The sequence below is a fragment of the Kutzneria sp. NPDC052558 genome (assembly GCF_044547355.1).
GTDB lineage: Bacteria > Actinomycetota > Actinomycetes > Mycobacteriales > Pseudonocardiaceae > Kutzneria.
The window spans coordinates 202,258-215,846 of sequence record NZ_JBIUAG010000010.1; the positions used below are offsets into that span (position 1 = coordinate 202,258).

The window sequence follows — 13,589 nt, forward strand, 5'->3', positions numbered from 1 at the left end:
GTGTCGTCTCCTGATTCGATCGCAATCATCGGACTGTCGTGCCGGTTGCCCGGCGCGCCGGATCCCGACGCTTTGTGGCGGCTGTTGCGCGATGGCGACAGCGCCGTGACGAGCATGCCGGCGCAGCGGTGGACCGCCGGGTCGCCGGCACCCGCCCGGGGCGGTTTCCTCGACGATGTCGCCGGCTTCGACCCCGAGTTCTTCGGAATCTCGCCGCGCGAGGCCGCCGCGATGGACCCGCGGCAGCGGCTGGCGCTGGAGCTGGCCTGGGAGGCGTTGGAGCACGCCGCGGTCGTGCCGGCCACGGTGCGGGGCACGGCGCTCGGCGTGTTCCTCGGCGCGATCGGCGACGACTACGCGACCCTGCTGCACCAGGCCGACCGGACGGCGATCAGCCACCACTCGATGACCGGTGTGCAGCGCGGCGTCATCGCCAACCGGATCTCCTACGTCCTCGGCGCGCACGGCCCGAGCCTGACCGTGGACACCGGCCAGTCCTCGTCCCTGGTGGCCGTTCACCTTGCCTGCGAGAGCCTGCGCCGCGGCGAGTCCAGCATGGCTGTCGCCGGCGGGGTGCAACTCAACCTGGCGGCGGAGAGCTCGATCCTGATGGAGGAGTTCGGGGGCCTCTCACCCGACGGCCGTTGCTTCACGTTCGACGCGCGCGCCAACGGATTCGTGCGCGGCGAGGGCGGCGGCCTGGTGGTGCTCAAGACGATGGAGCGCGCACTGGCCGACGGGGACGTGATCCACGGCGTCATCCGGGGCAGCGCGGTCAACAACGACGGCGCCAGCAGGACTCTGGCCACGCCGGACGAGCACGCCCAGGCGGCAGTGGCGGCGGCGGCGTGCCGACAGGCCGGGGTGGCGCCGTCGGCGGTCGACTACGTCGAACTGCACGGCACCGGCACCAAGGTTGGCGACCCGATTGAGGCGGCGGCGCTGGGCACGGTGTTCGGGGCCGACCGGGCGGCCGACCGACCGCTGCTCGTCGGCTCGGTCAAGACGAACATCGGCCACTTGGAGGCGGCGGCCGGCATCGCCGGCCTGTTGAAGGTGGTGCTGGCCATGCGGCACCACCAGCTGCCACCGAGCCTGAACTTCGAGACCCCCAACCCGGAGATCCGCTTCGACACCCTGCGAGTCCAGCGAGAGCTGGGAGCCTGGCCGTCCGACGACCCGGTGGCCGGTGTGAGCTCGTTCGGAGTCGGCGGCACCAACTGCCACGTCGTGCTGTCGGCCGGACCGACCGCCGCCTACGAGCCGACCGTGGGCGACGCGGCCGCCGTGGTCCTGTCCGGGCATTCGGCGCCGGCGGTGCGGGCCCAGGCCGAGCGGCTTCGGGCGCATGTGACCGCCAACACCGAATTCGCCCCGGTGGACCTGGCCTACTCGCTGGCCGTCACGCGGACGGCCTTCCGGCACCGGGCCGTGGTCACCGCGGCCGACCGTGACGAGCTGCTGGCCCGGCTGGACGCCGTGGCGGCCGGGGACGCCGACGTCGTCCGGGGAATCGCCGACACCTCGGGTGACCCGGTGTTCGTCTTCCCTGGGCAGGGTGCGCAATGGGTCGGCATGGCCACCGAGCTGTGGGACACCTCGGCGGTGTTCGCGGCGCGCATGGCCGAGTGCGAGCACGCGTTCGGGTCCTTTGTGGACTGGTCGCTGCGGGACGTGCTCAGCGACGAGCGGATGCTGGACCGGGTCGACGTGGTGCAGCCGGCCCTGTTCGCCGTCATGGTGTCGCTGGCCGAGCTGTGGCGGTCCCACGGCGTGCGGCCGGCGGCGGTCATCGGCCACTCGCAGGGGGAGATCGCCGCCGCGTGCGTGGCCGGCGCCCTGTCGCTGGAGGACGCCGCGCGGGTGGTCACGTTGCGCAGCAAGGCGATCGCCCGGTCGCTGGCCGGACACGGCGGCATGATGTCGGTGGCGATGTCGGAGGCCGAGGTCGCCGAGCACCTTGTCGACGGCGTCTGGCTCGCGGCGGTCAACGGCCCCCGGTCCGTGGTGGTGGCCGGCGACCCGGAGCGGCTCGACGAGCTGGCGGCGACCCTCGGCGGGCTGGACGGCCGACCGCGGCGGATCCCGGTGGACTACGCGTCGCACACCCCGCACGTGGCGGCCATCGAGGCGGAGGTGCTCGCCGCGCTCGCGGGTATCACGCCGCGGCCGGCCAGTGTTCCCTTCTACTCCACGGTGATCGCCGGCCCGCTGGACACCGAAGGCCTGGACGCCGGCTACTGGTGCCGGAATCTCCGGCAGCCGGTGCGCTTCGCCGAGACCGTGCGCGAGGCGCTGGCACAGGGCCACCAGGCCTTCGTGGAGGCCAGCCCGCACCCGGTGCTGACCGGCGCCGTGCTGGCCGTCGCCGAGGAGGCCGAGACCCCGGCGGTGGTCGTGCCCTCGGCCCGGCGCGGCGACGCCTCCGTCGCGCGCCTGCGGCAATCCCTGGCCGAACTGCATGTTCGCGGCGGCAGCGTCGACTGGGAGGTGCTGTTCCCCACCGCGCAGCGGGTTTCGCTGCCCACCTACGCCTTCCAGCGGGAAAGGTATTGGCTCGACACGGTTCCCGTGGACGCCGCGAGGGCCGAGGTCGTCGACCTGGCGGGCCTGGTTCGGGCCCACACGGCGGCGGTGCTCGGGCACGCCACGCCGCAGGCGGTCGAGACCGCCATTTCCTTCAAGGATCTGGGCTTCGACTCGCACATGGCCGTCGAGCTGCGTGACCGTCTCGGCGCGGCACTCGGGCGCACGCTGCCGACCACCGTCGTGTACGACCATCCGACACCGTCCGAGCTGGCCCGGGCCCTGTCCGGCGCTGAGGCGCGACAGCCTGGCCCGGCCCGCCGGGCGACCACCGATGACCCGGTCGTGATCGTGGGTATGGCCTGCCGCTATCCCGGCGGTGTCGCGTCGCCGGCGGACCTGTGGCGGCTGGTCGAGTCCGAAGTGGACGCCATCGGCGACTTTCCCGCCGACCGCGGCTGGGATCTGGACACCCTCTACGACCCCGATCCCGAGCGTGCGGGCACCTCCTACACCCGCCGTGGCGGATTCATCGACGGTGTGGCCGACTTCGACGCCGCGCTGTTCGGCATGAGCCCGCGCGAGGCGCTGGCCGCGGATCCGCAACAGCGGCTGCTGCTGGAGGTCTCGTGGGAGGCGATCGAGCGCGCCGGCATCGACCCCACCGCCCTGCACGGCACGGACGCCGGAGTGTTCGTCGGCGCCATGGCGCAGGACTATCTGCCCCGCCTCGACGATCTGCCGGAAGGCGTCGACGGTTACGGCCTGACCGGCAGCGCCGGCAGTGTCGCGTCCGGCCGGATCGCTTACACCCTCGGCTTGCTGGGGCCCGCGGTGAGCGTGGACACGGCCTGCTCGTCGTCGCTGGTGGCTCTGCATCTCGCGGTGCAGTCGTTGCAGCGTGGCGAATGCTCGCTCGCGCTGGCCGGTGGGGCGACGGTCATGTCGACGCCGGGCATGTTCGTGGAGTTCTCCCGGCAGCGTGGCCTGTCCCGTGATGGCCGTTGTAAGTCCTTCGGTGATGGGGCGGATGGGACGGGGTGGTCTGAGGGTGTTGGTGTGGTGTTGTTGGAGCGGTTGTCGGATGCTCGTCGTTTCGGGCATCGGGTTTTGGCGGTGGTGAGGGGTTCTGCGGTGAATCAGGATGGTGCGTCGAATGGTTTGACGGCGCCGAATGGTCCTTCGCAGGAGCGGGTGATCAGGCAGGCGTTGGCTGATGCGGGTGTGGGTCCGTCTGATGTGGATGTTGTGGAGGCGCATGGGACGGGTACGGCTCTGGGTGATCCGATTGAGGCGAATGCGTTGTTGTCGGTGTATGGGCGGGGTCGGGTTGAGCCGTTGTGGTTGGGGTCGTTGAAGTCGAATATTGGTCATGCGCAGGCGGCGGCGGGTGTTGGTGGTGTGATCAAGATGGTGGAGGCGATGCGGCGCGGGGTGTTGCCGAGGTCGTTGCATGCGGAGGTGCCGTCGTCGCGTGTTGATTGGTCGGCGGGTCGGGTGGAGTTGCTTCGGGAGCGGAGGGTGTGGCCTGAGGTTGGTCGTGTGCGGCGGGCGGGTGTGTCGTCGTTCGGTATCAGTGGGACGAATGCGCATGTGATTCTTGAGCAGGGGCCGGTGGAGGAGGTCGCGGAAGGCCTGGATCGGCCGGCGCTGTGGCCGCTGTCCGGCCACACCGAGGAAGCATTGCAAGAGCAGCAGAAACGGCTACGCGACCACCTCGATCGCCATCCCGACCAGAACCTGGCCGACGTGGGTCACTCGCTGGCCACTGCCCGGGCGCATCTCCGCCACCGCGCCGTGATCGTGGCGACCGACCGGGCCGAGGCCCGGCGCCGGCTCGACGAAGCCGACGTGGTCGCGGGCATGGTCGAGACCTCGGGCAAGACGGTGTTCGTGTTTCCGGGCCAGGGCTCGCAATGGGTCGGCATGGCCGCCGAACTCTGGGACACCGCACCGGTTTTCGCCGAGCAGATGGAGCGGTGCGCGGACGCCCTGACCCGGTTCGTGGACTGGTCGCTGCGCGATGTGATCACCGACGCCGAGGCGCTGGAGCGGGTCGACGTGGTGCAACCCGCGCTGTTCTCGGTGATGGTCTCGCTGGCCGCGCTGTGGCGGTCCTACGGCGTCGAGCCCGCGGCCGTCGTCGGCCACTCGCAGGGCGAGGTCGCCGCGGCCTACGTGGCCGGCGCACTGTCCCTTGAGGACGCGGTGCGGGTGGTCGCGCTGCGATCGCGCGCCTTGCGGGCCTTGCAGGGCAACAGCGGCCTGGTGTCCCTGCCGCTGCCGGTGGAGAAGGTCCGTGAACTGCTGCCCGCGAGCGTGTCGGTGGCGGCGCTGAACGGCCCGTCGTCGGTGGTCGTGGCCGGCGACTTGGCCGGGGTGGAAGCGGTCCTGGCCGCCGCGCCGCAGGCCAAGCGGGTCGGCGCCGGTATCGCGTCACACAGCGCGCTGGTGGAGCCCCTCCGGGACGAACTGCTCGCCGCCCTGGCCCCGATCGTCCCGCGCCCGCCACGGATCCCGGTCTTCTCCACGGTGTCCGCCGACTGGCTCGACGAGCCGGTCGACGCCGGGTACTGGTACCGCAACATGCGCCAGCCGGTGCTGTTCGAGCCGTCGGTCCGCGCGCTGATCGAGCAGGGCTACGGCATGTTCGTCGAGACCAGCCCGCACCCGGTCCTGACCGGCGCCGTCCGCGAGACGATCGAGGACCTGGACGCGCCGGCCGCCGCCACCGGCTCGCTGCGGCGGCAGCGCGGCGACCTCGCGATGTTCCTGACCTCACTGGGGGAGGTGCACGTGCGTGGCGGCGTCGTCGACTGGGCCGCGGTGCATCCGGGCGCGCGGCAGGTGGACGTGCCCACGTATGCCTTCCAACGGCAGCGGTTCTGGCTCACCGGACGGCGGGACAGGGCTGATCTGGCCGCGGCGGGACTGACCGAGGTCGGCCACCCGCTGCTGTCGGCCGTCGCCGAGGTGCCCGAGAGCGGGGGCGTGCTGCTGACCGGTCGGATCTCGCTGCGCACCCAGCCGTGGCTGGCCGATCACGCGGTGGCGGGCACGGTTGTGTTGCCCGGCACGGCGTTGCTGGAGTTGGTGCGGCGGGCCGGCGAGGAGGTCGGCTGCGAACGGATCTCGGAGCTGGCGTTGCGGTCCCCGCTCACCCTGCCCGAGCAGGGCGGCGTGCAGATCCGCGTGGTCGTGGACGCCGAGGACAGCGGCGCACGCGCGGTCAGGGTGTTCGGGCGCACCGACGAGTCGGGCACCTGGACCAAACACGCCGAGGCGACGATCACGCGGGAGGACCGGGCCGCACCGGCCGACCTGCCGGCTGTCGATGCGGAACCGATTGAGCTGGACGGTTTCTACGCCGACCTGGCGGCGAGGGGCTACGAGTACGGGCCGGCGTTCCAGGGCGTGCGGGCGGCCTGGCGCGGCGAGGACGGCGTGCTGCACGCGGAGGTCGAGAGTGGGCCGGCGGAGGGCTTCGGGCTGCATCCGGCGTTGCTGGACGCGGCCCTGCACCTGGCGGTCGCCGGGGACGGCGGCCTGCGGTTGCCTTTCTGCTTCCGCGAGGTCTCCGTCTACGCCGTTGGAGCCACGGCCTTGCGCGTGCGGGTGACGCCGCTCGGACCGGACGAGGTGCGGCTGGAGCTCGCCGATCCGTCAGGTCGGCCGGTGGCGTCGATCGGGTCGCTCCTGTTCCGGCCGTTCGAAGCGGGCCGGCCGAACGTCGAGTCCCTGTACGGAATCGAGTGGGTCCGCCGTCCCGCCGCCCACGATGCCGGGCCGGAGCCCGTCCTGCGGGATGGCCTCGACGACGCGCCGGGGGGCGACGTCGTGATCGCCCTGGAGAGCCCGGCGCTGGAATTCCCGGCCGGTGTCCGGGCCGTGACCGAGCGGGCGCTGGCGTTGACGCGAGCGTGGCTGGCTGACGAACGGTTCGCCGGTTCCCGGCTCGTGCTGGTCACCCGGGGTGCGGTTGCCGTCGAGGCCGGCGAGCCGGTGCGTGACCCGGCGGCGGCGGGCGTGTGGGGCCTGATTCGGACCGCGCAGTCGGAACACCCGGACCGGTTCGGGCTGATCGACCGGGACGGCGGAGAATCCTCGCTGGCCGAGGCGCTGGCGTCCGGTGAGCCGCAGATCGCGGTGCGCCAGGGCGAACTCCACGTGCCGCGGCTGACCCGCAACCTTGACGAGCTGGAGCCGGCGGGCGCGCAGTGGCGGCTGGAGACCGACGGCAGCGGTTCGCTGGACGGTCTCACTCTGGCACCGGCCGCGGACACCGCGCTGACGTCTGGTCAGGTGCGCATCGCAGTGCGGGCGAGTGGTCTGAACTTCCGCGACGTGTTGATCGCCCTGGGCATGTACCCGGGTACGGCTTCGCTGGGCACGGAATGCGCGGGCGTGGTGGTGGAAACCGCCGCCGACGTGACGGATCTTGCCGAGGGCGACCGGGTGATGGGTCTGGTGCCCGAGTCGTTCGGCCCGTTCGCGGTGGCCGACGCCCGCAAGCTCGTGCCGGTGCCCGAAGACTGGTCGTTCACCCGAGCCGCGGCTACCCCCATCGCCTTCCTCACCGCCTATTACGGGTTGGTGGACCTGGCCGGCGTGCAGCCGGGGGAGACGGTGCTGGTGCACGCGGCGGCCGGTGGCGTCGGCATGGCGGCGGTGCAGTTGGCCCGGCATCTCGGCGCCGAGGTCTACGCCACGGCCAGTGAGTCCAAATGGGACACGTTGCGGGCCATGGGATTGGACGACGCGCATATCGCGTCCTCGCGGTCGGTGGAGTTCGCGACCCGATTCCCAGGCGTGGACGTGGTGCTCAACTCGTTGGCCGGCGAGTTCGTCGACGCCTCGCTGCGCCTGCTGCGTCCGGGCGGCCGGTTCGTCGAGATGGGCAAGACCGACATCCGGACCGGGACGGCCGGCGTCGAGTACCGGGCGTTCGACCTGATCACCGACCCCGAGCCCGAGCGGATCGGCCGGATGCTGCGGGAGATCACGGCGCTGTTCGAGGTCGGTGCACTGCGGCCGCTGCCGGTGCGGGTGTGGGACATCCGCCAGGCGCGCGCGGCGTTCCGGTTCGTCAGCCAGGCCCGCCATGTGGGCAAAGTCGTGCTGACCGCGCCGCGTCCGCTCGATCCCGACGGCACGGTGTTGATCACCGGCGGAACCGGGATGCTGGGCGCGCTGATGGCCCGCCACCTCGTGCGCACGCAGGGGGCCCGGCGCCTGGTGCTGGCCAGCCGGCGGGGACCGGACGCCCCGGGTGCACGGGAGCTGGTGGCGGAGCTTGAAGTCCTTGGCGCACGGGCGGAAATCGTGGCGTGCGACGTCGGCAGCCGGCCGGCCCTGGCCGAACTGGTGGCCGCGATCGACCCTGGCCATCCGCTGACCGCGGTGGTGCACACCGCCGGCGTCCTCGACGACGCGGTGGTCACCGCGCTGACGCCGGAGCGGCTGGACGCCGTGCTGCGGCCCAAGGCGGACGCCGCATGGCATCTCCATGAGCTGACCGAACACCTCGATCTGTCGGCGTTCGTCCTGTTCTCGTCGGTGGCCGGGCAGCTCGGCAACGCCGGCCAGGCCAACTACGCGGCCGCCAACAGCGTGCTGGACGCGATCGCCTCGCACCGCCGGGGTCTGGGGTTGCCGGGACAGTCGCTGGCATGGGGGTTGTGGGAGGGCGGCGACGGCATGACCGCCCACCTCGACACCGACGACCTGGGCCGGCTGGCCCGGTCGGGGCTGCTGCCGCTGCCGGCCGACCAAGGTGCCGCGCTGTGGGATGCCGCGACGGCCCGGGCCGAGGCGGTGCTCGTTCCGGCGTGGCTGGACCTGTCGGCCCTGCGGGCGCAGGCGGATCGGGGTTCGCTGGCGGCCGTCGCCCGGGGCCTGGTCCGTGTGCCGCCTCGCCGGCGCACGGCCGAGGCGGCGTCGGCGAAGTCCTTCATGGAGCGGCTTTCCGGCCTGCCGCCGGCCAAGCAGGACGAAATCCTGCTGGCCACCGTGCGGACCGAGGCAGCGGCGGTGATCGGCCGCGCCGATCCGGAGGCGATCGCCGCCGACCGGGCGTTCAAGGAGTTCGGCTTCGACTCGCTGACCGCGATGGAGCTGCGCAGCCGGCTGGGCGCGGCGATCGGGCTGCGGCTGCCCGCGGCGGTGGTGTTCGACCACCCGACCGCGACCGCGCTGGCCACCCACCTGCGCGGCTACGTGGTCACCGACGTGGCCGGGATCTTCCGGTCGATCGACGGGCTCGGCGGCGCGCTGGCGGGGATCGCCGCCGACGACGCGGCCCGGGCCGAGATCGGCGACCGGCTGCGGGCGCTGCTCGCGCACTTCTCGGGAACCGGATCCGGCGGCGAGCTGGACGAGGCCACCGACGACGAACTGTTCACCTTCATCGACACCGAGTTCGGGGCGGCGTGATGGCAAACGAGGACAAGCTCCGCGAGTACCTGAAGCGGGCCACCGGCGAGCTCAAGCAGGCCCGCGACCGGATCGAGCAGTTGGAGAACGCCAACCGCGAGCCGATCGCGATCGTCGGCATGGCCTGCCGCTATCCGGGCGGCGTGACCTCGCCCGACCAGCTGTGGCGGCTGCTGGTGTCCGAAGTGGACGCGATCGGCGACTTCCCGACCGACCGCGGCTGGGACCTGGCGTCGCTGCGCGACGACGATCCCGACCGGCACGGGACGTTCTATCCGCGCGGCGGCGGCTTCCTCGACGGCGTGGCGGACTTCGACGCCGACTTCTTCGGGGTGTCGCCGCGCGAGGCGCTGGCCATGGACCCGCAGCAGCGGCTGCTGCTGGAGACCACCTGGGAGGCGCTGGAGAGCGCCGGTCTGGATCCGGCCGAGCTGCGGGGCACGGACGCCGGCGTGTTCGTCGGCCGCAACTACGAGAACTACCTCAGCCGGGTCCGGCCGGCGCCGGCCGACCTGGAGGGCTACCTGATCACCGGCAACACCGCGAGCGTGGTGTCCGGCCGGGTCGCCTACACCTTCGGCTTCGAGGGGCCGGCCGTCACCGTGGACACCGCGTGCTCGGCGTCGCTGGTGACGCTGCACCTGGCGACGCAGGCGTTGCGGCGCAAGGAGTGCGGGCTGGCGGTCGCGGGCGGTGTGGTGGTGATGTCCGACCCCGAGATGTTCGTGGAGTTCTCGCGGCAGCGGGCGCTGTCGGCCGACGGCCGGTGCAAGGCGTTCGCGGCCTCGGCCGACGGGTTCGGCTCGGCCGAAGGCGTCGGGCTGCTCGTGCTGGAACGGCTGTCCGACGCCCAGCGCAACGGACACCGGGTGCTGGCCCTGATCCGGGGATCGGCGGTCAACCAGGACGGGGCGTCCAACGGGCTGACCGCGCCCAACGGCCCGTCGCAGGAGCGGGTCATCCGCGCGGCGCTGGCCGACGCCGGGCTGCGACCGTCCGATGTGGACGCGATCGAGGCGCACGGCACCGGCACCCGGCTCGGCGACCCGATCGAGGCCGGGGCGCTGACCGCGACCTACGGCCGGGAGGGCCGGATCTGGCTGGGTTCGCTGAAGTCCAACATCGGCCACACCCAGGCCGCCGCCGGCGTCGGCGGCGTCATCAAGATGGTGCAGGCCCTGCGGCACGAGCTGCTGCCCAGGACCCTGCACGCCGAGCAGCCGTCGCCGTTCATCGACTGGGAGTCCAGCGGCCTGGACCTGTTGACCGAGGCGGTGCCGTGGCCGCGGGCCGACCGGCCGCGCCGGGCCGGGATCTCCTCGTTCGGGATCAGTGGCACCAACGCGCACCTGATCGTCGAGGAAGCCCCGCCCGCCGAGCCGGCGGTCACCGGTGATCCGGTGGGCCCGATCCCGTTCGTGCTGTCCGCCCGTGGGACCGAGGCGCTGCGGGCACAGGCCGAGCGGCTGAGCGACTTCCTCGGTGATCGTCCCGAGATCACCGCCGTCGACGCGGCCTGGTCGCTGGCCACCACGCGGTCGGCGCTGAGCCACCGCGCGGTGGTGATCGGCCGAGACCGGGCGGAGCTGCTGGCCGGGCTGGGATCGGTGTCGGCGGTCGAGGCGCAGCCGTCGGCCAAGCTGGCGTACCTGTTCTCCGGCCAGGGATCCCAGCGCAACGGCATGGGGCGCGAGCTCTACACCTATCCCGCCTTCGCCGCGGCCTTCGACGCGGTCGCCGGGCACTTCGACTTCCCGTTGCGGGACGTCATGTTCGCCGACGACAACCCCGAACTGCACCAGACCGCCCACACCCAGGCGGCCCTGTTCGCCTACGAAGTGGCCCTCTTCCGCCTGCTGGAGTCCTGGGGACTGAGGCCGGACGCGGTCGCCGGCCACTCCGTCGGCGAGATCGCCGCCGCCCATCTCGCCGGCGTGTTCTCCCTGCCCGACGCCTGCCGGCTGGTCGCGGCGCGTGGCCGGCTCATGCAGGCGCTGCCGGCCGGCGGCGCGATGGTCGCGGTCGAAGCCACCGCGGCGGAAGTCTCGCCTCATCTCACCGACACCGTCGCCATCGCCGCGATCAACGGCCCCACGTCCCTGGTCGTCTCCGGCGAAACCCAAGCTACGCAACGGATCGCCGACCACTTCGCGGCGCAGGGCCGGCGGGTCAAGCAACTCAACACCAGCCACGCCTTCCACTCGCCGCTGATGGACCCCATGCTGGCCGAGTTCGCCGAGGCCATCAGGGCAATCACCTTCCATGAGCCGGAGATCCCGCTGGCCGCGGCCGGTGACGTGACCGGTCCCGACTACTGGGTCGATCACGTCCGGGACACCGTCCGATTCGCCGACAGCCTGGATGCCTTGCGGGGCATGGGCATCACCGCCTACCTGGAGATCGGGCCCGACGCCGCCCTCACCCCGCTGGTCACCGAGGGCCTGGCCGTGGCCGCGGCTCGGCGGATGCAGCCGGAGCCCGAGACCCTGCTGTCGGCGGTGGCGGCGCTGTTCGGGCACGGGATCGCGGTCGACTGGGCCGCGGTCGTCCCCACCGGTCGTCGGGTCGACCTGCCGACGTATTCCTTCACGCGGCAACGGTTCTGGCTGCACGACAGCCGCTCACTGGTGGACGCCGCCGTCGCCGTCGCCCACACGGACGGCGTGATGTTGTCCGGCCGGCTGTCGCTGGACGCACACCCGTGGCTGGCCGACCACGCCATCCACGACACCACGGTCCTGCCCGGCACCGCCTTCGTCGAGATGGCGTTGCGCGCCGGCGAAGCGGTCGGTTGCCGGCGTGTCGACGAGCTGAACCTGGCCGCACCACTGGTGGTCTCGGGCGATGTCGAGGTCCAGGTGATGGTCGAGCCGCCGGACGAGACCGGCCGCCGCGCGTTCACGATCCACGGGCGCGGCGAGTCGTGGACGCAACACGCGACCGGGACGCTGAGCCCGGCGGAAGACGTTGCGGTGGAAGGAATCGCCGAATGGCCGCCCGCCGGGGCGGTTGCCGTGGACCTCACCTCGGCGTACGAGCGCCTGGCTGAGCAGGGATACGTCTACGGCCCGGCCTTCCAGGGCATCCAACGGATGTGGCGTCGTGGCGAGGAGATCTTCGCCGAGGTCGCGTCGCCCGTGCCGACCGACGGCTTCACGATCCACCCCGCGCTGCTGGACGCGGCCATGCAGGCGATCGTCCTGGACGGCGACGACACGATGCTGCCGTTCACGTGGACGGGGATCTCGGTGCACGTGGCCGGTGCGACCGGCCTGCGGGTGCGGCTGGTGCCGACCGGCCCCAACGAGGTGGCCATGACCGCCACTGATCCGTCCGGCCGCCCGGTGGTGTCGGTGGAATCACTGGTGCTGCGTCCGGTCACGGCCGGGCACCTGCGGGCCGACGCGCTGTTCACCGTCGAGTGGACGCCGGCGACGATCACCGGTGCGCCGCGCAGCCTGGGCGTGCTCGGGGCCGACCCGCACAACGTGTCCAGTGGGACAAGGGAACCCGAAGTGCTGGTCGCCTGGATCGACCGGACCGCGGGTGACGCGGCGGCCGCCCACCAGGTCGGCCGCGACGCGCTGGGCACCGTCCAGGACTGGCTGGCCCGTGACGACTCCTCCCGGCTGGCCGTGGTGACCAACGGCGCGGTGGCGGTCGACGGGGAGGGCAGCCCGCGTGATGTCGCCGCCGCGACGGTGTGGGGTCTGCTGCGCTCCGCGCAGTCCGAGCACCCGGGCCGGATCGCGCTGGTGGACACGGATGACAGCGAAGCGAGTCGGGAAGCGCTGCCGGCCGTGCTGTCCGGGGACGAATCCCAGGTGGCGCTGCGGGACGGTGTCGCGTACGTGCCTCGACTGCGCCGAGCGGCCGTGGCGAGCCCGGAGCGTCCATTTCGGACGGACGGCACGGTGCTCGTCACCGGCGGCACCGGCCGGCTCGGAGGCCTGGTGGCTCGACGGCTGGTCACCGAGCACGGCTGCCGGCACCTGCTGCTGGTCAGCCGGCACGGGAAGACCGCCGACGGCGCCGCGGCGCTGCGCGCCGACCTCGCCGCGTTGGGGGCCGAGGTGACCATCGCCGCCTGCGACGTCGCCGACCGTGACGCGGTGGTCGAGCTGCTCCGGTCCGTCCCCGCCGAGCGACCCCTGACGGCGGTGATCCACACCGCCGGTGTGCTCGCCGATGCCACCGTCGAGACCCTCACCCCGGCGCAGCTGGAGGAGGTGCTGCGGGCAAAGGTCGACGCCGCCTGGAATCTCCACACGCTGACCGCCGACCTGGACGCCTTCGTGCTGTTCTCCTCGGCCGCCGGCGTCCTGGGCACCCCCGGCCAGGCCAACTACGCCGCCGCCAACGCGTTCCTGGACGGCTTGGCCCAGCACCGCCGCTCGTCAGGCCTGCCGGCCGTCTCCCTGGCCTGGGGCCGCTGGGACGTCGGCATGACGGACACGCTGAGCGGCGCCGATCTGGCTCGGTTGGAGCGAGCCGGCATCGCCGCGATGAGTGTCGACGACGCGCTGGCGCTGTTCGACATCGGGTTGGCCGGCGAGCATGTCCTGCTGGTGCCGACCCGGCTCGACCTCGCCGCTGTGCGGCGGCAGGCAACTCCGTCGCCGCTGCTGCGG

At 72.6% G+C, this 13,589-nt stretch carries 2 protein-coding genes (1 of these 2 running past the window's edge); both read left to right on the forward strand.

Going from position 1 to position 13,589, the window contains the following annotated elements:
• Positions 1–8,958, forward strand: coding sequence for a type I polyketide synthase (locus ACIG5F_RS20110; protein ID WP_396519453.1), 8,958 nt, complete (start codon positions 1–3; stop codon positions 8,956–8,958).
• Positions 8,958–13,589 carry the beginning of an SDR family NAD(P)-dependent oxidoreductase gene (locus tag ACIG5F_RS20115; protein WP_396519455.1) on the forward strand. Its footprint extends 6,420 nt past the window's final position, so the window shows 4,632 of its 11,052 coding nt (coding positions 1–4,632); its start codon is at positions 8,958–8,960; its stop codon lies off the right edge, out of view. Before ACIG5F_RS20110 ends, ACIG5F_RS20115 begins: the two co-directional genes overlap by 1 nt.